This is a genomic window from Vibrio algarum, from assembly GCF_028204155.1.
GTDB lineage: Bacteria > Pseudomonadota > Gammaproteobacteria > Enterobacterales > Vibrionaceae > Vibrio > Vibrio algarum.
The window spans coordinates 602,857-626,067 of record NZ_JAQLOI010000003.1; the positions used below are offsets into that span (position 1 = coordinate 602,857).

The 23,211-nt window shown below is 43.0% G+C and carries 21 protein-coding genes; 9 read left to right on the forward strand and 12 right to left on the reverse strand.

From position 1 onward, the window contains the following. Positions 1-75: 75 nt before the first annotated feature. From fdrA to ggt, 6 genes are all read left to right on the forward strand, one after another. Entirely contained in the window at positions 76-1,563 is a 1,488-nt protein-coding gene (gene fdrA, locus PGX00_RS18040; RefSeq protein ID WP_272139174.1) for an acyl-CoA synthetase FdrA, read from the forward strand. An 11-nt stretch (positions 1,564-1,574) separates the two neighbouring features. Then, on the forward strand, positions 1,575-2,993 hold the full coding sequence (locus tag PGX00_RS18045) for a YlbE family protein (RefSeq protein ID WP_272139176.1): 1,419 nt from the start codon (positions 1,575-1,577) through the stop codon (positions 2,991-2,993). 1 nt (position 2,994) lies between these two features. Continuing rightward, positions 2,995-3,951, forward strand: coding sequence for a carbamate kinase (locus PGX00_RS18050; RefSeq protein ID WP_272139178.1), 957 nt, complete (start codon positions 2,995-2,997; stop codon positions 3,949-3,951). Positions 3,952-4,000: 49 nt separating this feature from the next. Continuing rightward, positions 4,001-4,390, forward strand: coding sequence for an allophanate hydrolase-related protein (locus PGX00_RS18055; RefSeq protein ID WP_272139179.1), 390 nt, complete (start codon positions 4,001-4,003; stop codon positions 4,388-4,390). 104 nt (positions 4,391-4,494) lie between these two features. Further along, positions 4,495-6,054, forward strand: a complete 1,560-nt coding sequence (locus tag PGX00_RS18060) for a xanthine permease (RefSeq protein ID WP_272139181.1) — start codon at positions 4,495-4,497, stop codon at positions 6,052-6,054. A gap of 292 nt (positions 6,055-6,346) precedes the next feature. Further along, positions 6,347-8,092: a gamma-glutamyltransferase gene (gene ggt / locus PGX00_RS18065; RefSeq protein WP_272139183.1), complete on the forward strand. Its 1,746-nt coding sequence runs from the start codon at positions 6,347-6,349 to the stop codon at positions 8,090-8,092. A 122-nt stretch (positions 8,093-8,214) separates the two neighbouring features. Here the strand turns inward: ggt and PGX00_RS18070 are convergent, their stop codons facing one another. After that, entirely contained in the window at positions 8,215-8,685 is a 471-nt protein-coding gene (locus tag PGX00_RS18070; RefSeq protein WP_272139185.1) for a hypothetical protein, read from the reverse strand. 271 nt (positions 8,686-8,956) lie between these two features. Here PGX00_RS18070 and PGX00_RS18075 point away from each other — a divergent pair, with 271 nt between their 5' ends. Then, a complete protein-coding gene (locus PGX00_RS18075; protein ID WP_272139187.1) occupies positions 8,957-9,166 on the forward strand; it encodes a hypothetical protein in 210 nt (69 codons plus the stop codon). A 193-nt stretch (positions 9,167-9,359) separates the two neighbouring features. Beyond that, complete coding sequence (locus PGX00_RS18080) at positions 9,360-10,742, forward strand: alkaline phosphatase (protein ID WP_272139189.1); 1,383 nt, start codon at positions 9,360-9,362, stop codon at positions 10,740-10,742. Positions 10,743-10,807: 65 nt separating this feature from the next. Here the strand turns inward: PGX00_RS18080 and fghA are convergent, their stop codons facing one another. Both fghA and PGX00_RS18090 read right to left on the reverse strand, forming a co-directional pair. After that, positions 10,808-11,647, reverse strand: a complete 840-nt coding sequence (fghA, locus tag PGX00_RS18085) for an S-formylglutathione hydrolase (protein ID WP_272139191.1) — start codon at positions 11,645-11,647, stop codon at positions 10,808-10,810. A gap of 33 nt (positions 11,648-11,680) precedes the next feature. Further along, positions 11,681-12,805 (reverse strand): S-(hydroxymethyl)glutathione dehydrogenase/class III alcohol dehydrogenase, encoded by a 1,125-nt coding sequence (locus tag PGX00_RS18090; RefSeq protein ID WP_272139193.1) that lies wholly within the window; start codon positions 12,803-12,805, stop codon positions 11,681-11,683. Positions 12,806-13,085: 280 nt separating this feature from the next. Between PGX00_RS18090 and PGX00_RS18095 the strand changes: the two genes are divergently transcribed. Next, entirely contained in the window at positions 13,086-13,955 is an 870-nt protein-coding gene (locus PGX00_RS18095) for a LysR substrate-binding domain-containing protein (RefSeq protein ID WP_272139195.1), read from the forward strand. A 21-nt stretch (positions 13,956-13,976) separates the two neighbouring features. Here PGX00_RS18095 and PGX00_RS18100 read toward each other — a convergent pair whose 3' ends face one another. The 9 genes from PGX00_RS18100 to PGX00_RS18140 form a co-directional block, all read right to left on the reverse strand. Further along, positions 13,977-14,327, reverse strand: a complete 351-nt coding sequence (locus PGX00_RS18100; RefSeq protein WP_272139197.1) for a putative quinol monooxygenase — start codon at positions 14,325-14,327, stop codon at positions 13,977-13,979. A 181-nt stretch (positions 14,328-14,508) separates the two neighbouring features. After that, positions 14,509-14,976, reverse strand: a complete 468-nt coding sequence (locus PGX00_RS23115; RefSeq protein WP_272139199.1) for a DDE-type integrase/transposase/recombinase — start codon at positions 14,974-14,976, stop codon at positions 14,509-14,511. A gap of 136 nt (positions 14,977-15,112) precedes the next feature. Further along, entirely contained in the window at positions 15,113-15,502 is a 390-nt protein-coding gene (locus PGX00_RS18110; RefSeq protein WP_272139202.1) for a hypothetical protein, read from the reverse strand. Next, positions 15,454-16,389, reverse strand: coding sequence for a patatin-like phospholipase family protein (locus PGX00_RS18115; protein WP_272139204.1), 936 nt, complete (start codon positions 16,387-16,389; stop codon positions 15,454-15,456). The genes PGX00_RS18110 and PGX00_RS18115 overlap by 49 nt, the downstream gene beginning before the upstream one ends. 573 nt (positions 16,390-16,962) lie before the next feature. Beyond that, positions 16,963-17,784, reverse strand: a complete 822-nt coding sequence (locus PGX00_RS18120; RefSeq protein ID WP_272139206.1) for a hypothetical protein — start codon at positions 17,782-17,784, stop codon at positions 16,963-16,965. 52 nt (positions 17,785-17,836) lie between these two features. Beyond that, positions 17,837-18,985 (reverse strand): zinc-binding dehydrogenase, encoded by a 1,149-nt coding sequence (locus PGX00_RS18125; RefSeq protein WP_272139208.1) that lies wholly within the window; start codon positions 18,983-18,985, stop codon positions 17,837-17,839. Between the two features lie 14 nt (positions 18,986-18,999). After that, positions 19,000-20,301, reverse strand: coding sequence for an MFS transporter (locus PGX00_RS18130; RefSeq protein WP_272139210.1), 1,302 nt, complete (start codon positions 20,299-20,301; stop codon positions 19,000-19,002). 76 nt (positions 20,302-20,377) lie between these two features. Then, positions 20,378-22,000, reverse strand: a complete 1,623-nt coding sequence (locus tag PGX00_RS18135; protein ID WP_272139212.1) for a dihydroxyacetone kinase subunit DhaK — start codon at positions 21,998-22,000, stop codon at positions 20,378-20,380. Between the two features lie 70 nt (positions 22,001-22,070). Further along, positions 22,071-23,153: a glycerol dehydrogenase gene (locus tag PGX00_RS18140; protein WP_272139214.1), complete on the reverse strand. Its 1,083-nt coding sequence runs from the start codon at positions 23,151-23,153 to the stop codon at positions 22,071-22,073. Positions 23,154-23,211 lie beyond the last annotated feature (58 nt).

The window sequence follows — 23,211 nt, forward strand, 5'->3', positions numbered from 1 at the left end:
AAATTAGAACAACAGGTATATATGATTACAAAATATAAATTATTTAAGAATCTTTATCAGGATTCAGTTTCTTTAATGCAAATCTCATCTGCATTGAATAAAATTATAGATATTAATGATGCCTCTGTTGTAATGGGAACGGAAGCTAACTTACAACGTATTATCGATGCTGGATTTGGAGTGGATATTATCGCCTCTCCTAACGATTTAGTCATTGCCGTAAAAGGAGAAGAAAGTGCTTGTATTAAAGCTATCGAGCATGCTGAAGAATTATTGACAGCAAAACCTATCGAAGATGCGAGTCAAGGTTTTAGTCAACCAATTAACAGCTTGTCCCTAGGATTAGAACAACACCCTGAATCTAACCTAGCGCTAATCTCGGTACCTGGTGATTATGCCGCGGCCGAAGCTATCAAGGCATTAAACCTAGGTTTGAACGTTATGATGTTCAGCGATAATGTCTCTATTCGTGATGAGCAACAAATCAAGCTATTGGCGCAACAAAAAGGCTTGTTAGTGATGGGCCCTGATTGTGGGACGGCAATAATAAACGGTATCCCGCTTGGTTTTGCTAATGTTGTTCGTACAGGAAAGATAGCGGTTGTTGCCGCATCAGGTACTGGCATGCAAGAGGCAACCTGTCGTATCCATCAATTAGGCGAAGGCATATCACAAGCCATTGGAACGGGAGGACATGATCTACACCTAGATATTGGTGGAATATCTATGTTGCAAGGTTTAAATGCGCTCGCTGATGATCCTAAAACAGATGTGATAGTGCTCATTTCAAAGCCACCAGCAGAGTCAATAGCAAAAAATATTATTACGCAAGCATCAAAAATAAACAAACCAGTCGTCATTAACTTCCTTGGTTCCAGCGAGATAAAGACGGCTATCGACGGTGTCTATTTTGCTGACACTCTCGTCCAAGCAGCGGAAATGGCTGTCGCGATTTTACACGATGATGACATACAAGCGAACGATGAAAATTGTGATTTAAATAAGAGCAAAGCAGCTGAATATGCAGCCACTCTCACCCCAGACCAAAAGTATATTCGAGGTGTTTTTGCTGGTGGCACTTTCTGTTATGAAAGCCAAATTGTCGCTCAAAAACATGCTATTCAAGCTTATTCAAACACCCCTTCGAAAGACAATAAACAACTTGAGAATGTATGGCACAGCCAACAACATACAATCGTCGATCTTGGTGACGATGAGTTTACACAAGGCCGCCCGCATCCAATGATAGACCCTACTCTGCGTAATCAACGCATCCTCCAAGAGGCACGAGATCAAGAAACTGCCATCGTATTATTTGATGTAGTGCTCGGCTACGGAGCTTCTGAAGAGCCAATAATAGGCCTATTAGATGTATTGAAACAGGTTAAAGACGAGCAACAGACTGCGCCACTATTTATTGCCCATGTTTGTGGTACAGATTTAGACCCACAGTCGCGTGATTTAACACGCCAGTTATTGGCCGATGCAGGCGTGTTACTCGCAGAAAGCAATGCCGATGCCTCGCATCTCTCTAGTCATATTATTTCTCAACTTAGCGAATAAAGGTATTGCCAATGAAAGAACTATTTACGCAAAATCTTACTGTTCTCAATGCTGGTCTTACTAGCTTTGCAACTAATATCAATCACGCGGGAGGAAACGCAAACTCTATCAGTTGGCAACCGCCTGCTAGTGGTAATAAAGAGGCCGGTTTAGGTCTCGCTACCCTGATTAATCAACCTGAAATTGAGCTCGCTAATGAAGTGGCTATGGAACGTTACCTATCTGCTATCCCAACGCTAGTTGATGTAGCAACGGCTAGTGACGCTATCCCCGCTCTGGCCCAAAAGAGATTAATCCTCCACGCGGGCCCTCCTATTGCTTGGAACTCGATGTGTGGACCAATGCAAGGCGCTATTCTTGGTGCGATATTATTTGAGAAATGGGCGTCGACACTTGAAGAAGCAGAACAAATTGTCATTCGAGGTGAAATAAGTTTTGAACCCTGCCACCACTATGATGCAGTAGGTCCTATGGCCGGTATTATCAGTGCTTCAATGCCCTTATGGGTTATAGAGAATCCAAGTAACAATAACCAACGTGTTTTTAGCAATTTTAATGAAGGCTTAGGTAAGGTACTACGATTTGGAGCTAATAGCGCGACTGTCATTGAACGTCTAGAGTGGATGGGGACTGAACTAGCGTCAGCAATGAAAGCAATGTTGGTTGAATCTGGGCCGATAGAATTGAAGCCCATTATGGCACAAGCATTACATATGGGAGATGAAGTCCATAATCGCAATGCTGCAGCAACGGGATTATTACTCAAACAACTTGTTCCTGCGTTGCTACGTACATCTCTCGATCACGAACAAGTTAAAAGAGTCATTAGCTTTATAACTGAAAACGATCACTTCTTCTTAAACCTATCAATGGCGGCATGCAAAAGTATGCTCAAAGCGGCTGAAAACGTACCAAATAGCACAATGGTTACTATCATGGCTCGTAATGGCGTCAATTTTGGCATACGACTTTCCGGAACAAATAATACCTGGTTTGAAGCACCCGCGAACCCTGTAGATGGCTTGTTTTTTCCAGGTTACGATGTCGAAGACGCCGCGGCGGACTTAGGTGACAGCGCGATTACCGAAACCGCCGGAGTGGGTGGTTTTGCTATGGCCTCATCACCTGCGATTGTTAAATTTGTTGGTGGTACACCTGCAGATGCAACCAATAATAGCCGGTCAATGCAAGCTATCACTATTGGTAGTAACCCCGCCTTCACACTACCAGCCTTAAACTTTGCTTCTACAGCAGCTGGAATCGATGCGAGAAAAGTCGTAGACCGTTCAATTCTACCAATCATTAATACGGGTATCGCTCACAAAAAAGCGGGGATAGGACAGATTGGGGCCGGCATTACTACTGCACCAATGACCTGTTTTGTGGATGCCTTATCTTCACTTGTCACCCAGCGTAAACAGGATAGCTAATATGAAAAAGAAACCACTTGCTGTGGTCGCTTTCGGCGGCAATGCCCTGATTGATGATAACGACCACTGCTCTATCCATGACCAGTACCAAACCGTTGTTAACAATGTTGGATATCTGGTCGATTTAATCGAAGCGGGTTGGAACTTAGTGCTCACGCATGGGAATGGTCCTCAAATTGGTTTTATTCTGCGCCGTTCAGAATTAGCTTCAAACGAAGTCTCACCAGTACCCATTGATTACGCCGTTGGGGATACTCAGGGTGCTATCGGATATATGTTTCAAAAAGCGCTAAATAATGAGCTTACTCAGCGACAACTAAACTGCCCTGTCGTCACTCTTGTCACTCAAACACGGGTTAACAGAGATGACCCTGCGTTTGATGCACCAAATAAACCCATCGGTGCGTTTATGGATAAATCGATGGCAGAAAAACATGCTGCCGAATTAGGTTGGCACATAATGGAGGATTCTGGCAGAGGTTGGCGCCGTTGTGTTGCAAGCCCTGCACCACAAGAAATCATTGAGCTGGACAGTATAAAGACCTTATTACTTCACGGATCTTTGGTCATTGCCGCTGGTGGTGGCGGTATTCCTGTTGAACGAAATTCAGAAGGGACATTAATAGGCATTGAGGCCGTCATTGACAAAGATATAACCTCTGCTTTGCTCGCAACAGAACTCAAAGCTGATTTATTAATCATCCCAACAGGTGTAGAAAAAGTCGCCATTAATTTTGGTAAGAGTGACGAACAATGGCTAGATAATCTCGATTATTCTAAAGCCAAAATGCTCAGTGAACAGGGCCAATTTGGCGAAGGTTCAATGAAACCAAAAGTAGATGCTGTACTTCAGTTTTTGGACGGAAATGAAGGTGGAACCGGCTTGATTACAAAAGCAAATACACTTATGCAAGCCATTAAAGGAAACACAGGTACGTGGATTCGAAATAATCCGTAATTGAATCGTATCAATTACAACCTTATCAATTATTTATGGAACATATAATATGTCGAAAACAACTCTTTTGGCCGTTAATGGCACTTTAATGCACGGTCTAGAACTCAACTCAAACCTGACTAATGTCGGTGGGAAGTTTATCCGTGAGGATAAAACTGAACCACATTACCGTCTTTGGTCAATTAATGACAAACACCCAGCGATGATTCGCACCAAAGAAAAAAACAACTGTGTCGCTTTGGAACTATGGGAGCTGCCTATGGAAGCATTTGCCACTGTGCTGAGCAATGAGCCAGCAGGATTATCAATAGGAAAAGTAACACTAGCAAATGGAACCATAGTGCTTGGTGTATTAGGCGAACCATGGTTAGTCGAAGGGCAACTAGAGATAACAGAGACAGGTGGTTGGAGAAACTACATTGCAACTAAAGAAGAATAAGCTAAGCACGACTAACAAGAGCGATAACGTCCTTTCGATCAATAAATAGACGTGATTTAACCGCTTTTCTATACAAATCAAAACTGAACATCGTCGAGGTACTTATGAGTACAGCAAATATCAAACCAAAACTATGGGCACCAGGTGATTGGAACGCCTTCTTTGGCTTATTTACAAATATTTTATTAAACGTATTAGTCTTAACTGGGCTTTCTCTTTATGTCGTTAACTTACCAAGTGATTTGGTATTCGGGCGTATTCTTCCTGCTCTTGGCATCGCATTACCATTAGGTAATATGTTCTATGCGTACATGGCCTATAAAAAAAGCCAGGAAGAAGACAGAAATGATGTTACAGCCTTACCATATGGTCCCAGCGTACCTCATATGTTCATCGTGGTTTTTCTGGTCATGTTGCCCACTTACTTACAGACAAAAGATCCTATTCTTGCCTGGCAGTTGGGGTTAATCTGGGCATTAATCATCGGGATCATTGTTCTAATCGGTGCATTTGTTGGCCCTACTATCCGTAAATATACGCCACGTGCCGCTATGCTCGGTACACTGGCCGGTATTTCAATTGCCTTCATTTCGATGCGCCCTGCCTTCCAGATGTATGAACAACCTTGGATTGCTCTTATTTGCTTCGGTATCATCCTCCTAGGCTGGCTCGGCAATGTCCGTATGCCCTTCGGTGTTCCTGCAGGTCTTGCTGCGGTTATCGTCGGAATGGTTCTAGCTTGGACCGCAGTATTCCTTGGTTACAGTGATATCATGGTTCCGACAGAAGTAGGAAAAGCCATGAGTCAGTTTAACATTTACCTGCCTTCTTTCTCTGGGGATGTTTTTGCTGTCCCTATGGGTAAAGTCTGGCCATTACTAGTCACTGCTATTCCACTAGGTATCTATAACTTCACAGAAGCAATCAATAATGTTGAATCTGCATCTGCAGCAGGTGACGATTATGACCTACGAAAAGTGCTTTTAGCCGATGGTGGTGGTGCTGTTATTGGTTCATTCCTAGGCTCACCTTTCCCTCCTGCCGTTTATATCGGTCACCCTGGTTGGAAAGCGGTTGGAGGCAGGATTGGTTATTCCCTAGCGACTGGATTCTGTGTTGCTACTGTTTGTTTTCTTGGTTTGGCCGCTCTGTTACTTTCAATTATACCGTTGGTCGCCATTTTACCTATTTTGTTGTTTATCGGTTTGGTTATTGGTGCTCAAGCTTTCCAAGCAACTCCGCGAGCCCATGCTCCCGCAATTATTCTAGCCATTATTCCAAGTATTGCTGAATGGGCAAAAACTCAGGTTGATGGCGCATTGTTTGCGGCTGGAACCAATTATACCGATGTAGGATTTGCTAATTTAGCTCAAAACAATGTTCTCTATCATGGTGTAGAAACATTAGGTGGTGGTTCAATTCTGGCTGGTTTAATGCTTGGCGCTATTGCTGTATTCATCATTGAAAAACGTTTCAATTGGGCCGCGGTTTATGCAGGTATTGCTGCTATCTTGTCCTTCTTTGGGTTTATTCATGGTTCACAACTCGCATGGAATGCTAGTCCATCGGTAACATTTGGTTACGCAGGTTTAGCTCTCCTTCTTTGGGTAATGTGTAGCAAAGAAGAAGGCCCGGTAAATTGGTCTCCGATAGACAAAGACTAATCTCATTAAAAATACGATTTCACCCTTTCAAGACAACATTTGTTCTTTTTCTTGAAAGGGTGAAGTAGGTAAAACTACCCACCCTTTTTTTCCATAAAACCAGCACCATCTATTTTCAATCTCTCCTATACTTTCCCCATTCCAGTGCAGTTTGACTCAAATGAGTAAGACGTCTTGATTAAATGTTATCAATAACAATATAACCTGTTGATTTTGAACGAGGCAAACATGGACTAATACTTGCAAGTATCGCCTTTTATTTCAATAAGTTAAAAACATAACAAGGGAATATATGTATAAAAAAACAATCACGTCAGTTGGCTTATTTTTTCTTTCCGTCAATGCCAGTGCCACGTCACAAGTCGCTGATTCTGTTGCTCCAGAGTTAACAAGCAAAGTGACGGCAAAAAAGGCCGTTATCGCAAACGAATATATGGTTGCAGCAGCAAACCCGTTGGCTGCTCAAGCTGGCTATGACGTGCTAAAAAGTGGTGGTAATGCTGCTGATGCTTTGGTGGCAGTGCAAACGGTATTAGGTTTGGTTGAGCCACAATCTTCTGGGTTAGGTGGTGGTGCATTTTTGGTTTACTACGATGCTAAATCCAAAAAAATCACCACATTTGATGGCAGAGAAACCGCACCATTAGCCGCTCGTCCCGAGCTATTTCAAGATGAACAGGGAAAGCCTTTAAAGTTCTATGATGCTGTTGTTGGTGGCCGTTCAGTTGGTACTCCAGGTACGGTGAAGCTGCTTGCGACAATGCATGAAAAATATGGTCAAAAAAGTTGGTCAGAGCTATTTATACCTGCAACTAAAATGGCAACCGATGGTTTTACCGTGTCGGAACGCTTGGCCTCTTCTATCGCAAAAGACAAAGACCGCTTAGCTCGCTACCCAGATACTAAAGCTTATTTTTTTGAATCAGACGGAACGCCTTTAAAAGAAGGTACTACATTAAAGAACCCAGCTTATGCGAAAACACTAACAACACTAGCAAAAGAGGGCGAAAGCGCATTCTATCAAGGTCAAATTGCCAAAGATATCATCGCGAAGGTAACTGGTATTACTGATAACCCTGGTTATCTATCGCAAACTGATTTTACAAATTACACCGTTGTAGAAAGAGAAACCACCTGTGCTCCATACCGTCAATACAATATCTGTGGCATGGGACCACCAAGCTCTGGGGCACTCACTGTCGGGCAGATCATGGGGATTTCAAGTCGATTTGATATAGCAAAAATGGGGCCTGAAGATCCAGTTTCTTGGCAGATTATAGGTGATGCCTCACGATTAGCGTTTGCCGATAGAGGAAGGTACATGGCGGATTCAGATTTCGTACCCGTACCGGAAGGCTTACTAGACCCCGATTATCTTGCTAGCCGGTCTTGGTTAATCAAAAAAGGTAAGGCACTAGAAAGCGTCAACGCTGGTGAACCACCATGGGAAGGTAAAATCGCTCTGGCTGATGACCAATCGATCGAGTTACCTAGTACAACTCATTTAGTCATTGTGGATAAAGAAAGCAACATAATCTCAATGACGAGCACTGTGGAAAACGGGTTTGGGTCTCGAGTCATGAGCAACGGCTTTATTCTCAATAATGAACTCACAGATTTTTCATTTGCGACTTATAAAAATGGCTATCCAATCGCTAATCGCCTAGAACCAGGAAAACGTCCCCGCTCTTCTATGGCTCCAACTATCGTAATGAAAGATGGCGAACCCTACATGGCGGTAGGCTCACCAGGAGGTTCTCGTATCATTGGCTATGTCGCGCAAACCTTGATAGCGCACCTTGATTGGGGAATGGATATACAACAGGCTATAGATATGCCACATATGGTGAATCGTTTTGGAACTTACGATCTTGAACAAGGTACGTCGGCTGAAAACTTTAAAGAACCGCTAGAAAAAATGGGCTTTAAGGTTAATATCCGAGACTTAAATTCTGGCCTGCATGCTATTTTATTCAAAGATGGACAGTTAATTGGTGGCGCAGATCCTCGACGTGAAGGCGTCGCCCTAGGTGACTAAGCTGGTATAAAAACATCAATAAAAAAATAATGTCATGCCCGTAAACTAGGTCTTCTCTTGTTAGAGAGTTCCCTATCTTACGGGCATGGCATGAGTGATATCTACATAAGGCAAAAAATATATCAGTCTACTTGGCAATCAATATTGTCTAACCATTGCTTAGCTTCTGATGCATTTTCAGATAGGCTTAAAATACATCTCAATGAGTTGTCATGATTAACGCCATTTCTTTCTATCTGAAACGTATGCTCTCCCACTTTCTCTACCAGATTATTAACCAAATCAAGATCTTTTCTGACCGTGCCAGCCGTGGTCTGCTTAACTAAGCTTTTCACCAATCTTTTGAACATGGTTTCCGATTCTTTTACATATCGTTTATCTTCGATTGATGTGGTAATCAATAACGCCTTTACTTCTTCATTATGGTGGCAAATATAATAAGCATAGCCATTCGAATTCATCATGTTATTTGGGTCAACTTTGAGTAATTCGCTAAGAAATATGGTGCCTTCTTGTACGCTAATTCTGCTGCGTACCGGTTTTAGACCAAACTCTGATAAATAACGTGTTGTTCCTTGAATTGTCCAGCCCATGTGTCACCTCGGTTCATAATAAAAATGTGATCTAACCACGTAAACTGGGTTGTATATAGCTCGAAATTTACATACTGAAATCTCATATATGAAAACCGATGGTTTTACATAACGATGATCACGGTGGAGGTTATATGAACAAAGAGAAAGATGACGAATGCTAAAACTAACCCTAGCTTGTAAAAACGGCTTCGCTTAGAGCGTTTTTGTTTTCGTGATATTGGCAAAGTGATAAGCTCAAGTTTAATTTTGATAGCCTTAGACATTAACGATGAATAACAGAAACTCTATATTAGCCCTATTTCTCTGCACTACTCTATTTGCCTGCTCTGCAACGCACAAAGAACAGATAAAAAAAGACGCCAGTGAAGTAGGTAAAGCAACGAAAGATGCAACAACTGCCATCGGGCATGCCACACGAGACGCAACACGTGAGACTGGACACTTCTTTCGAGACTTAACTAAAGAACTCACCGAGTAATCTGTGATGTAAGGTATAAATTCAACAGCATTAAACAAAGCATTCTATCAATAGATATTTAATATCTATCGTGTGATATTAATATCATTTTCAGATACCCCCTTCAGTGAAAATACGGGCTCTTTCGAGTATCGACCGTATTTTTGATCTTTATATAAAAGGTCTTATTTTCTCTAGTTGAAGGGTACCATTTATGAAATTGAACACCATTACTTTAGCCACAATCATCGCACTAACAAGCTCTAGTCAAGTTATGTCTTCCCCTAATTTTGCATTAGCTCAAGCAGAAACGGCTAAGCCTAAAAACGTCATTGTATTTATTGGTGACGGCATGGGGTTGGGACAAATTGAAATTGCTCGTCATATGGAATATGGCAAAGACGGTTCTCATTTCATTGAATCACTACCCAACGTCGCCTTGGTTAAAACTTATTCTGCGAACAAGCAAGTCACTGATTCTGCCGCTGCTGGTACCGCAATAGCAACGAGCGTAAAAACGAACAACGGCGCTATCGGTGTTGACTCACAAGGCATTGAAGTGGATAGCGTTCTAGATGATTTCCAAAAATCTGGCCGTAAAGTTGGGGTAATCTCGACCAACACCGTTACAGACGCAACACCAGCAGCATTTACGGCAAGCGTCGCTGATCGTTATCAAGGCCAACCAGCTGCTGCACGCCAAATGCTTGAGCATGAATATGATGTGTTGTTAGGCGGTGGATCAAAATATTTCGGACCAAAAAAACAAGACGGGATCGATCTCCTACCTAAGTTTGAGCAAACTGGATACACCATTGTAAAAGATAAAGACCAACTCGCAGCTGTAGAAGATGCGGACAAGCTTTTAGGTTTATTCAATTCAACTTATATGAACTACAAATTGGATCGTGATGATTTAGGGAGTAATGAACCTAGCCTAGAGTTAATGACCGAAAAGGCTATCAACATCCTTGAAAAAGACAAAGATGGTTTCTTCCTAATGGTTGAAGGCGCTCGAATTGACCACGCGGCACATGCCGCTGATATTACCGGTGTATGGAAAGAATTTATGGAGTTTGACCGTACTGTCAAACAAACTGTGAATTGGGCTGCTAATAGAAATGACACACTTATCGTGGTTTTAGCGGATCATGAAACAATGGGCCTATCCGTTACCGAACCAATGGACATATCTGGCCTAAAAAACATTACCGTTTCACCAGAGTTCATGGCAGGAAAACTCACTAAAGCCGCTGACGGGAAAAGTTTTGAACCTGATTCTATTAAAGCCGTATTCAAAGAGTATGCAGGTTTTGAAGTTACCGATGAACAAGTTAATGAATTAAATTCTCACATGGTGAGTTCAAAAGGCAAACTGAAGTATCAATACAAACTCGGTTGGGAAATTGGCTCAATAATAGCCGCGCATTATCAAGCGGGTGTTATAGATCGTTCTGTTCGAGAAGCTTCTAGTACCGGTGGTCACTCAAGCAACATGGTACCATTGTTTGCTGCGGGACCTGGTTCTCAATATTTCGAAGGCGTCTTAAACAATACAGACGTACCTAAGTTAATTCGAAGCCTTACTCAAAAATAGTTTGTAAAATAGAATAAGCCTCACTGGATAGATATTCAGTTGAGGCTTTGTGAATCGATTAGTTGCTACTTTTTAAGATATTTAGCATGGAAGCGCAAATGGCTCTCAATAAAGCTAGAGATAAAATAATAACTGTGGTCATAACCTTCGCGATAATTGATCTGTATCGGGAAATCTTTGAGTTTGGCGATAGATTGTAAATGCTCCGTTTTAAGCTGCTCTTTTAAAAACTCATCAGCAAGGCCTTGATCGACTAAAGCAGGAACAAAGTCGGTCGCGTCACTCAGTAAAATGCTCGCATCATAATCTCGCCATAACGCTTTATCACGTCCAAGATAGGCAGCAAAAGCTTTTTTACCCCATGGGGTTATAGATGGGTGACAAATTGGACTAAATGCCGATACTGATTGATAGGCAGCTGCGTTTCGCAATGCCACGACAAGTGCACCGTGTCCTCCCATAGAATGCCCTGAAATCGAACGCTTATCTGTTACAGGAAACGTCGATTCAATCAACGCTGGTAACTCTTCAACCACATAGTCATACATGTGGTAATGCTTATTCCACGGCTCTTGAGTTGCATTAAGATAAAAGCCGGCACCTTGGCCAAGATCATAGCTATCTGCATCGGCTACGTCTTTCCCCCTAGGGCTAGTATCGGGAGCAACAATCGCTATTCCCAGCTCAGACGCCAGCAACTGTATGCCCGATTTCTGCATAAAATTTTCATCCGTACAAGTAAGCCCCGATAGCCAATACAAGACGGGAACTTTCTCTCCATTTGACGCTTGTGGCGGTAAATAGATAGCAAATTGCATCTGACAATTTAGCACTTTAGAATGGTGACTATAGCGTTTATGCCACCCACCAAAACTCTTGTTCACGCTTGTATTCTCAATCGACACTTATCTCATTCCTCTGTCTGCTTTGACTTATGATCAAAAATGGATAACGGTACGAATACTCTTACCTTCGTGCATCAGGTCGAACGCCTCATTCACTCGCTCTAAGCTCATTGTATGAGTAATAAAATCATTTAACTTGAACTCACCAGCTAGATAACGTTCAACGTATTCTGGTAGTTCAGAACGACCTTTAACACCACCAAATGCAGACCCTCTCCATACACGCCCAGTCACAAGTTGGAATGGACGCGTTGAGATTTCTTGTCCTGCCCCTGCAACACCAATGACAACTGATTCTCCCCAGCCTTTATGACAACATTCAAGCGCTGAACGCATCACATCAACGTTACCAATACACTCGAATGAATAATCAACACCGCCATCGGTTAATTCAACAATGACATCTTGTATTGGTTGGTCGTAATCTTTAGGGTTGATAAAGTCCGTTGCACCCAGTTTACGGGCAAGATCAAATTTGCTTTCGTTGATATCAATAACGATGATACGGGCCGCTTTTGCCATGGTTGCGCCAATGACCGCAGACAAACCAATACCGCCCATACCAAAGATAGCGACAGTTGCACCCTCTTCCACTTTTGCGGTATTCATTACAGCGCCCATTCCCGTAGTCACACCACAACCCAGCAGACAAACTTCTTCAAGAGGGGCTTCAGGGTTTACTTTCGCAAGGGATATTTCAGGTAAAACCGTATATTCAGAGAACGTTGAGGTACCCATGTAATGGAAAATATCTACACCATCTTTTGAAAAACGAGTCGTACCATCTGGCATAAGACCTTTACCCTGCGTTTCTCGAATTTTTTGACAAAGGTTTGTTTTACCCGATTTACAAAATTTACATTCTCCACACTCGGGGGTGTAAAGCGGAATAACGTGGTCACCCACTTGTACGCTTGTCACCCCTTCACCAATAGACTCAACAATACCGCCACCTTCATGACCTAAAATACACGGAAAAATCCCTTCAGGATCGTCACCAGATAAGGTAAAAGCATCTGTGTGACAAACGCCCGTCGCTATCATTTTTATTCGAACTTCGCCTTTTTGAGGTGGCATTACATCTACTATTTCCATAGATAGAGGCTTACCTACTGCCCATGCGACTGCTGCTTTGGATTTTATTGTCTGTGCTGTCATCTCGATACCCTTAATTTAGTCTAGTAAACGTGTGGTCTTGTTCTGTTCTCCGTAAGTATAGATGCATTATAGTTGTCATTTATAAAGGTGATAATCCGATCATTCTGAAAATCACTTTTACCATATGGTAATAATGAAAATTGCGGTCATGATGTTATTTTCTTTAAAATCAATGATTAATAGTTTACGCTCAGTTCTATTTTTCGATTTCCACTCTAATTTTTATGATAAGATAACTTACAGTAGTCAATTAACGCGGCTTAATTACAGGAGAGTAATAATGGCCATCTGGGAAGGAATAAGTGAATTTGTTGCTGTTACAGAAGCAGAAAGTTTCACCAAAGCGGCAAAACGCTTAGGTATATCAACCGCCCAAGTTAGCAGGCAAATTAGTGCGCTAGAGACAAGAATGGCAACCAAGCTCTTACATCGCACAACGCGTAAGGTTTCGGTCACTGAAGTAGGATTAATCTATTATCAACACTGCCGGCTGGTACTCGATGGACTAGAAGATGCCGAGCGAGCTATTACTAACTTACAGAGTAGCCCTAGAGGCTCATTAAAAATTACTGCTCCCGTCACCTACGGTGAGAAAACACTCGCTCCTCTCATCAATAACTTTATGGTTAAATACCCAGAACTCGAAGTGAAGATAAACCTCACTAATCAGAAGGTCGATTTAGTTGACGAAGGGTACGATCTCGCTATTCGATTAGGCATATTAGAAGACTCAAGCATGATGGCCAAAAAACTCGGTTCACGAACTCAATACGTCTGTGCTTCTCCTGATTATCTTTCAACCTTTGGTGTCCCTCACTCGCTTTCTGAGCTAGAACAACACAACTGTTTAATCGGCACATTAGAATATTGGCGATTTCAAGAAAATGGTAAGGCAAAAAATATCAAGGTTAAAGGGAAGCTTACATGTAATAGCGGCCACGCTCTTACCGATGCCGCAATTAAAGGTTTAGGGGTTATCCAGCTTCCCGATTATTATGTTCTGCCCTATATCGAACAAGGTAAGTTAACCAAGCTGCTGGAGAACAATAGCCCTCCCGAAGAAGGCATTTGGGCTCTCTATCCTAATAATCGGCACTTATCTCCTAAAGTAAGGTTATTGCTAGATTATCTAGAAGAAGCACTATATTAACTTGAACTCTGAAATATTTAACTATTCAAAAATGGGGGCATCAAAGTTGTGGCCTTCATCGGAATAAGCCGTAACAATGGCGTCTGCAACAAGACCTGTCTCTGCTACCACTTGATTCTCAAAAAAATCTTTAATCTGTTGTCTGCGACCATGAGCTGCCCATGCTTGTGCATCTTTCCAGATTTCGTTAAATACAACGGTGTATTCGTTATTAGTCGCGCTTGCATGCTCAATTTGGCGTGTAACAGTATATTGGATGCACCCTTCTTCACGATAGGCATCTGGTTCCAGCGCTTTCAATACATCAAATAATGCTTCTTCTTGTCCGGCTTTAGGTTTGAACTGCGCTATAACATAAACTCGACTTGTCATCATATTTCCTTATAAGTTCTAATTAAAAAAGGAGCCAACGCCCCTTTTACATTTTACTGATTTATTGCCAATCAAGAATAACTTTCCCAGACTGCCCGCTACGCATGGTATCAAAGGGAACTCTCAAGTTAACCAAATTATGCCACAGTTTTTCGGCTGAATACCTATTAACTAGCAGTGCCTACGGACCATGGAGCAAAAGCATCCGATCTTCGACTTTTGTAAAATTCGGCACGATACAAGTGTCTTTGTCAATTAAAGACGTTATACGCTGGAGAGAAATTACTGAGAAAACGTTGCGCATGTGCCCTGCTTTTGAATTTTCGCATTTGCCGCTCTCTAACCCTTGTTGGTTCATGAGAACTTTCACTCCGATTATTGTGGTACTTGCTGTTGTCGTAAAATGAATCTCGAATAAGCACCCTTTGAGCAACATTATAACTGCGCCATCACCTAGCCAATGTGGATCTGTCACAATTTTCCAAGGCCTAACTCCCTGATTTCTCGTTAACAGGCGGTTAAAGAAACGCTTAGCCGCCTTTCCATCTCTTCTTTTCTGTCCAAGAATATCGATAACATCACCATCCTTTTCAACCGCTCGCCAAAGGTAGTGATGCTCACCACGTATGTTGATAAACAGCTCGTCCATGAACCACGTATCAGCACCGCAAGTATCGACTCAACAGCCACAGGTTAATACACATTTGTTCATGGATGATACTAGTTGGAACGAAGCGTCGCCTGCTCAGTAATATTTTCAACAAAGCGAATAAAGTCCGGATGACTCAGCAGTTGGCTTCCCCCTCTTCGATCAGCGCATCGACTTGCGCTTCATCCAAGGTAAAACTGGTGGGAATATCGTTAAGAAATCGGTGTCGCGTTTCATCGTCTACCGCAAGGTCAGATAAGCTGATGTTGATCAGATAAGTTTGCACTTCCACCCCCATCATTTTTGCGGTCATGGCGGTATAGTCTTCCTGCCATTTTTCAATCAAGCCGTGCGTGGTAGCGTTAAAACGGTGGAGCTGAATATCCGTCATGGCGGAAATGGTTTCCGTGATGCCCGGTGCTTCACGTGAACTCTCTAGATTCGTTTCGGGTTTTGTCGAAGCATCGATAGCGATGATCACATAGTGGGGTAAAATCTGCTCTTTGGTTTGCTCCAGAAACTCCATGTGGCCATTGCCCAGATCAGCAATGTCATACAGCGACAGCAAACCCAGATTGTCGGTGATCCCACCGTCCACCAAGTGAATGTACTTGCGTTTCTCTTTGTTACTGTAACTCGCCAACCCCTCAAGGTTGCCCTCGTCATTGGAGGAAGCGTTGCGAGATCACGCATCAAGAAATGGTTGTCGATTGCACAGGTGCCATAGTTTTCAAGAACCACAGGATTGAAGAGAACCGGAACCGCAGACGAAGCCGTAACCGCATTGGCCACCGGGTAGTCGAGTAAATCGGAGCACAGCAGGTCAAAGTATTCTTGCAGGAAGGAGAAGCGAACCCCATTGCCCAAATCAGATGCATTCAAGATGACCAGAGGGCTGCCCTCACGTTGCAAATCGGCAAAGGTGGCGCCTTCAAACAACCGGTCCTGATAATAATCCACGGCCTTTTCAGTCAACCCTTGGCTTGAGAACCACAACAGTGGATTAAAGAAGTGCGATGTGAGGTCACCACCCACATCGTAATACAGAAAATCGTCTTCGAAATCAGTAAAAAGCTGCTCACCGTACAACCCATAATACGCCGCGGTAAAACTGCCCCCGGATACCGCACTCATTACGTCTACCTCATCAAGCAGATTGCGCGATTCGGTCAGTGGATGCGTTTGCTCATGAAGCGCTTTTAACACACCGTAAGACAATGCCGCCGCGCGAGTGCCGCCACCGGACATCGCCACCACAATGGTGTACTCGCCATCGTTCAGCATCTTTACCGAGTTTTCAAACGAGTAGGCTTTCTTGCCCATGGTATCGGTGATAGGTACGTTGTCCACCGCGCTGTAGGTTGTACACCCACTGATAACAGAAAGACAAAGAGTGAGCAGGAGTATTCGCATTCCTAATCCTTAAATCATGATCTATAGAGCGCTTACATAGTTGCACCAAGACGGTAAAATGGCAAATCTTTGTAGATAAACTAATCAGTTGTTTTTTTTCGGTATACATCAGATCGATCCAGATGGGAACCTTGGTCGACTTCCAATTCCAGCCATATGGGCGTTATATCCTAAAGGTGGTAAGTAGCTTGTAGCTTCTAAGCTAGCGAGTATTGTGTCTCAAGCAAAGCACCATTGCTCCCTTCTCTTTGGGGGATTAACTTAAGACCTTCTAAGCAAGTTATGTTTCAAAAGCAACTTCAATGCGACTACAAACTTACTTCGAATAACTAATTGCAGGAACAAACGTGCTAGCAGTAATCACAAACAGCGCTTCATGCGACTTCACGTCGCACGGACAAAACTTTGTCAGCACCTTCACTAAATTTGCAAATCATCAATAACTAAGTATGGAAAAAGTAGCTTAGCTTAGTGTCCAGTCTGACTGGAGCATATCACTCTTAACTCCTGTACAGCACTATGTAGATTAGAACTGTACAGGAAAATCACAATACCAATAGTTTAGGGTGTGGTTTACAGGTTAATGTAATCCATTGTATAAAATGGCAAAGCAATCATTACTAGAGACCAAACGACGAGAATGACATGAAGTACATCGTTCTCAGAGAACCAAATTTTCTTCTCTTTCCAAAGAACTTCACCAATACCTAGCTTCCAGTATTTATCGAAGAAGTAATACGATGCATAAATTAGAGCCCAAGAGATCATGCACAATAAATCATAGGTTGCACCGGTTCTAATGAAAGCAACGGTGTTAATTCCAATGAAGGCGATAAAGCTTGGTAGAGAAGCCATCATCATAAACTCAAAGGTGATAACGGATTTAGTTGCCGTAAATGCGCCCCAGAAAGTAATAATGGTGTAGCCAACCGTCATGATTGCAGCATACCAAATGAAGATATCAAACCAAATTGATTCCGGTGGTATTGAAGAGTAAGCAATAGCAACCGTCATGGCATTCATACTGACTTGTTGGAAGATTAAGTAAATCACTTCCCACCAGGTTGTCCATGAGCACTGTTCTCTGTATTTCGCCTTCAGCTCATAGCCAAACGCCTGATAACTGGTACCTGCAATGATGGCACCAATACCCCAGAGAAGCATTGAAATGCCCCACCAAAAACGTGACATTTGGCCGTCTTGCATTACTAGGAACTGAACCCCAACTAATGTAACGATCACACCGAGTAAATAAACCCAAAATGTCGATGACGGTTGACTGATATCCAACTCTTTACCTAGAAAATTGACACGAACCAGCGGTTGTTCCTCTCCCCAATTTTCCTTTGTCAAACTTGGGTGTTTAATGTCATGAACTTTCTCAAAAATAGACATTTCGTTTTCCTTTTAAAAAGGCTGAGGCCCTCTGAGCCTCGACCAGGTTCAATTAGTCTTCGTGTTCAGGAATAAGAACAAGCTTGCCCACATGCTTGCGGCTCACAAGTTCTTTTTGAGCTTCTACTATGTCAGAAAGAGGGAAGGCTTTTGAAAGGGCTGGTTTGATTTCACCCTTTTCGATAGCGTCAATCAGGCTTGGGAATACAGGTTCATCCCAACCAGTGCACCCAACAAGCGTCAAGTCTCTTAGGTACATAGTGCGGAAATCTAACTCAACTAGTGGGCCTGCAATGGCGCCAGAAGAAGCATAGCGACCACCACGCTTAAGCATTTTTAGGTTGTTGACGAAATTGTCGCCAGCCACATTGTCAATGATGATATCGACCGACATTTCGCCCAGCACTTCGAGTGCATTTTTACCGTAGTCGACGACTTCATCAGCCCCGTAAGAGCGCACACGTTCGATCTTGTCTTCGCCTTCTGCTGCCGCGATAACATAAGCGCCACGACGTTTTGCAAGTTGAACTACCGCAGAGCCAACACCACCAGACGCACCTGCAACATAGACACGATCACCTGCTTTTACGCCTGAGCGCTGAACCATATTTTCAGATGTCGCATAGGCACATGGAATCGTGCCCAGTTCTGCATCACTCCAGTCACACTCAACTGGGAAAACTTCGCTTGCAGAAATCTTCACGTATTGAGCAAAGGCACCGTCAAAATCAGAAGCCATCCAGATATTTTCACGAGATTCAAAACCTTCGTGGCGAATACAAGCGCGGATAAGTACACGTTTGCCAATAAGGTGTTGGTCAGCTTGATCTTTCGCTTCAACCACTAGACCCGCACAGTCTGTACCTTGAATGAATGGGAAAGGTGTTTCATTGTTCCAGCCGCCATCTTTCTCCTCAGCCGCATCTGTAACCTCATTTTCATCCGTAGACAAAGTATTCGTGCTTTGGGTTACCTTCTGAGAGTACCAACCAAGACGAGTATTGATTTCTGTATTATTCACGCCAGCCGCCAAGACTTTGATTAACACTTCACCTTCGCTAATTACAGGCATTGGTACGTCTTTGTACTCCAACATTTCGTAGCCACCATTACCCATGGTAACGACTGCTTTCATTGTTTTGTCGCCTGTTTTTACATCAAAACGGTTTTTATCTTTATTAATATTCAGTTTAATTTTCATGATTTTCTCTTCACTTATGATGTTGGTAGTTCAACACTGTTAATTTGATTAGATGGTTCAGAGGACGCTTCTTCCTTTTTGCTCATGCGGTTAAAGACCATTGCTAAAATCGCACCAAGAACACCAAAGGCAGCTGTCACGATAAAGTAAGCTCGGTAGCCATCGTCATTACCGAATGTGCTCCATAGATAGCTGTTCATTTGTGGAATAAAAATATCTGGTAGGTAACCGATTAAGCTCACAACACCAATCGCTGTACCCGTTAGTGCAGCAGAGATCTTCGCCTGACCTAGAATCGACCAGTAAGTACCACGAACCACGTAGATAAAGACGGCGGTCAGCAACACAAGGCTACCAATTATGATTGTACCTGCTGAACTTGGAATGATTGCTAGTGTACATAATGCAACCGCTGCTAGGAAAGTACCTGTCGCCACGGTTTGAGCTCGGCCGAATTTATCAGCACAGTAGCCGCCCAGGAAGCCACCAATAGGACGCATCCATAGAACACCAACCATCATAGAGCCGACAGTTACTGCGCTCATCTCAAGGTTGCTTTGTAGGTGGCCACCGTAATAGTAGTTCGACCAGAAAACAGTATAGCCACAGAAGATGATCAGACCGTGTAGCCAAACGTATTTGTTGGTAAGAATCTTAGAAACATCGGCTAGGCGGAATTTCTCTTCTTCACCCGTTTCGACATTGCGATCTTCTGTTGGTTTAACGAAGAGTGCTACTAGAACTGCAATAGCTGTCAAAGCGAACGAGTACATGTAGATAACTGATTTAAGAGCTGTTTCTTTGTCTGCAAAGGCTTCGCTATCACCTAGAGTTGTGGTGAAAAGATATAAAGCAACACTACCTAGAGCTGCTTCAACCAAACCACGACCACCATCTAAGAAGCCAAAGAATCGGCCTTCTTCTTCAGGAGTAGACAACATTTTAGTTAGCTTCATGTGAGCCGACCAGAAAGTGAATACTGCAAAGATACCCCAAATAATGAAGCAACCAACCACTCCGCTATATTGAGGGATTTGTGCAAACCAGAAACCGCCTGCAGCCGTACCTAGTAGGCTAACTACAAGCAATGATTTAGCACTGAACTTATCACTCAAAATACCACTTGGGAAGTAACCCGCTACGAATACCATACCGAGAATGGAGTAAATATTGTTTAGGTCGGTGACATTCATTTGGAAGACTTCAAGAATAGTCTCTTGATACTGCGCTTTTAAATAAACTAGTGGAAAAACGGCACCCGCCGCTAATATCACGAGCACGAATTGAAAATACCTTGTTAGGCTGGAGTTGTTCATATTATCACCTATGTTCACATTTGTTGGCGTCAAAAAGAAAAACTCTTATTGACGCATTTCTAATTATTATTTTTTATTAAAATTGACTGAATACGGTTTCGATTGCGAATGCACCTGGATCTTTTGTTCCTGATAGGCTGTCGCTGTTTAGGTAGGATGAACGGCCCGCTTTCGCATTGGTCATCGCAACAGTAGCCTCTGCACCGGCTTTCGCTGCATTAATAGCGCTATCAAAGCCTTCTTCTACCCATGCTTCTAGAGCCGGGTGTAATGCGTCGATCATCGTGCGGTCTCCAGGTTTTGCGCCACCGTAAGCCATCATTTGATCTAGACCCGCTTGCAATGCCTTAGGTAGAGAGCCATTAAGCTCAAAATCACGGCCTGCTGCAGTAAACAAAATAGACAGAAGTACGCCTGAAGAACCACCCATTACAGAAGTTAGACAGTCTGCGATTGTCGTCATCAATTTGGCTTTGTCTTGTAACGGTAGCTGTTTTGCTTCTAATTGAGCTATAACCTTACGTGCACCTGCTGCAAAAGTAGAACCGGTATCACCATCACCAACGATGGAGTCAAGGTGGTTAAGCTCTGCTTCGATATCGATAATTGATTGACATACCTTGCTAAGAACTAAGGCAGTCTCTTCTTCGTGTGAGGGCTCGAACGCTTGCTTCACGATTTGGTTTTCACACTGAGTGATTGGTACTTCGCGGCGGGCAACAGCACCAGGCCATGCACTTGTTTCAACGTCTGCAGTCAATGCCTTACTGATCTCATCAGTCAGTTGAATGGTAGAAACCGAAAAGCCTTTCATATCAATAGCGGTCATCAGTGCACCACTTACGATAAACTTCGCTTGTTGGCCAAGCTCAGATTCCATCACTTCCTTCGCCACAATATTCATTTCAATTGGCGACAGACCGCCAAGGTTATTTAGCAAGATTGCATTCTCAGAAATAGGTTGCGCTTCAATAAGCTTGCCTACCATGGTTGCTACAAGCTCTTTTGCTTTAGGTAGGTCAATAGTCTCGATACCCGCTTCTCCGTGGATGCCTAGACCAAGCTCGGCTTTACCTTTAGCAATACGCTCATTGCTTTCGCCAGGAAGAGAGCAGCTTGTCAGTGCTACACCAATAGACGCCGTTTTTTCATGCACGTCGATTGCAGCTTGTTTCACTTCTTCTAGAGAACCGTTGTTTTCAGCTACATAGCCCGCAACTTTTTGCACGAACAGAGTGCCTGCGATACCACGTGGTTGAGGGTTACCAGGGATAGAGATATCGTCGCCAACGACAATCAGGTCAACTTTACGCCCCATCTCCTTGGCTTTTTCTACGGCTAAGCCAAAGTTCAAACGGTCGCCAGTGTAGTTTTTAATGATAACCAGACAACCGGCATCACCCGTTACATGTAAAATTGCATTAAGAACGGCATCCACACTTGGCGCAGCAAACAAGTCACCACAAACCGCTGCGGTTAGCATGCCCTTACCAACGAAGCCTGCGTGCGCTGGCTCATGTCCAGAGCCACCACCACAAATCAGTGCGACTTTGTCTTTATTCCAGTCATTGCGCGCAACAACTTTAATATCGTTATTAAAATCTAGTAGTGTTAGGTTCTCTTTTTGAGCTGCGTATAAAGCACCGTGAATAGAATCTAGAACAAAAGACTCTTTGTTATTTAAAATAAGATCAGACATTGTTATCTCTTTAATATAGTAAGATTAATTTCTATTCTTCGTCACTAATTAAATAATTAGCGGGTTAATATTATTGACCTAGCTGGTGAGCTATTAGGATTGCCGAATAAACCGCTTCTGCTGTTACTGGGAAAGGCATATTGTGAATGGTTTCACCTTCAGCCGTTGCTCCCTCAGCTACTTCACGTAACTTGTCGTGATTTAATTCTTTTACACCCATCTGGAATAAATTTGTTGGAAGTCCGATTGAGCGACAGAAATCGATAACAGTGTTAATTTCTTCCATTGCGGCATTTTCAAGAACCAATTGAGTTAGCGTACCGAACGCTACTTTTTCACCGTGATAGAGATGGTGACATTCTTCTAGTTTGGTTAAGCCATTGTGAATAGCATGAGCAGCCGCTAGACCGCTACTTTCAAAGCCAATACCACTTAGGTAAGTGTTCGCTTCAATGATGTTTTCAACGGCTTTTGAGCTCACACCATTTTCAACAGCCACTTTCGCTTTTAGGCCATCTTCTAACAGTGTTTCATAGCATAGTTTTGCTAGTGCTTGAGCCGAACGTGTTGGTGCACCACCTGCCATTGTCGCTTTACCTGAGGTCATGTTTGCTCGTGCTTCAAAGTAAGTAGAAAGTGCATCACCCATACCCGCAACTAGAAGGCGTACTGGTGCTTTAGCGATAATAGCACTGTCCATCACTACCATATTTGGGTTACTAGGAAATAGTAAGTACTCACTGAATTCACCTTCAGGTGTGTAAATAACAGCAAGTGCAGAGGTAGGGGCATCTGTTGATGCAATTGTCGGAACTACGACTACTGGTACTTTTGAGTAATACGCTACCGCTTTAGCAGTATCCAGTGTTTTACCACCACCAATACCAATGATCACGTCATGCTTTTGCGTTGCTGCGATGTCAATGATGCGGTCGATTTCTTGACGGGAACACTCTCCATGGAACAGATCCATTGCCAGTGGCATTTCTTCTTTTTCAAAGCTGTTTTTTACTGTACCGCCTACTAAGCCTGTAACAAATTCATCTGCAATCGCCAGTGGATTTTCACCTAATGCCTTCACGTAACCAGCGATAGCACCTAGTACATTTTCACCTTGAACGTATTTGCTAGGGCTAATAATTATTTTATCCATGTTTTTGACCTTCTCTGTGTTTCAACGTTGGAGAAATCATAAAGAAAGAGAGTTAGAA

Coding starts and splice junctions, on each gene's coding strand:
- fdrA (WP_272139174.1), top strand. CDS start 76: ATGCAAATCTCATCTGCATTGAATAAAATTATAGATATTAATGATGCC.
- PGX00_RS18045 (WP_272139176.1), top strand. CDS start 1,575: ATGAAAGAACTATTTACGCAAAATCTTACTGTTCTCAATGCTGGTCTT.
- PGX00_RS18050 (WP_272139178.1), top strand. CDS start 2,995: ATGAAAAAGAAACCACTTGCTGTGGTCGCTTTCGGCGGCAATGCCCTG.
- PGX00_RS18055 (WP_272139179.1), top strand. CDS start 4,001: ATGTCGAAAACAACTCTTTTGGCCGTTAATGGCACTTTAATGCACGGT.
- PGX00_RS18060 (WP_272139181.1), top strand. CDS start 4,495: ATGAGTACAGCAAATATCAAACCAAAACTATGGGCACCAGGTGATTGG.
- ggt (WP_272139183.1), top strand. CDS start 6,347: ATGTATAAAAAAACAATCACGTCAGTTGGCTTATTTTTTCTTTCCGTC.
- PGX00_RS18070 (WP_272139185.1), bottom strand. CDS start 8,685: ATGGGCTGGACAATTCAAGGAACAACACGTTATTTATCAGAGTTTGGT.
- PGX00_RS18075 (WP_272139187.1), top strand. CDS start 8,957: ATGAATAACAGAAACTCTATATTAGCCCTATTTCTCTGCACTACTCTA.
- PGX00_RS18080 (WP_272139189.1), top strand. CDS start 9,360: ATGAAATTGAACACCATTACTTTAGCCACAATCATCGCACTAACAAGC.
- PGX00_RS18090 (WP_272139193.1), bottom strand. CDS start 12,805: ATGACAGCACAGACAATAAAATCCAAAGCAGCAGTCGCATGGGCAGTA.
- PGX00_RS18095 (WP_272139195.1), top strand. CDS start 13,086: ATGGCCATCTGGGAAGGAATAAGTGAATTTGTTGCTGTTACAGAAGCA.
- PGX00_RS18100 (WP_272139197.1), bottom strand. CDS start 14,327: ATGACAAGTCGAGTTTATGTTATAGCGCAGTTCAAACCTAAAGCCGGA.
- PGX00_RS23115 (WP_272139199.1), bottom strand. CDS start 14,976: ATGGACGAGCTGTTTATCAACATACGTGGTGAGCATCACTACCTTTGG.
- PGX00_RS18110 (WP_272139202.1), bottom strand. CDS start 15,502: ATGGAGTTTCTGGAGCAAACCAAAGAGCAGATTTTACCCCACTATGTG.
- PGX00_RS18115 (WP_272139204.1), bottom strand. CDS start 16,389: ATGCGAATACTCCTGCTCACTCTTTGTCTTTCTGTTATCAGTGGGTGT.
- PGX00_RS18120 (WP_272139206.1), bottom strand. CDS start 17,784: ATGTCTATTTTTGAGAAAGTTCATGACATTAAACACCCAAGTTTGACA.
- PGX00_RS18125 (WP_272139208.1), bottom strand. CDS start 18,985: ATGAAAATTAAACTGAATATTAATAAAGATAAAAACCGTTTTGATGTA.
- PGX00_RS18130 (WP_272139210.1), bottom strand. CDS start 20,301: ATGAACAACTCCAGCCTAACAAGGTATTTTCAATTCGTGCTCGTGATA.
- PGX00_RS18135 (WP_272139212.1), bottom strand. CDS start 22,000: ATGTCTGATCTTATTTTAAATAACAAAGAGTCTTTTGTTCTAGATTCT.
- PGX00_RS18140 (WP_272139214.1), bottom strand. CDS start 23,153: ATGGATAAAATAATTATTAGCCCTAGCAAATACGTTCAAGGTGAAAAT.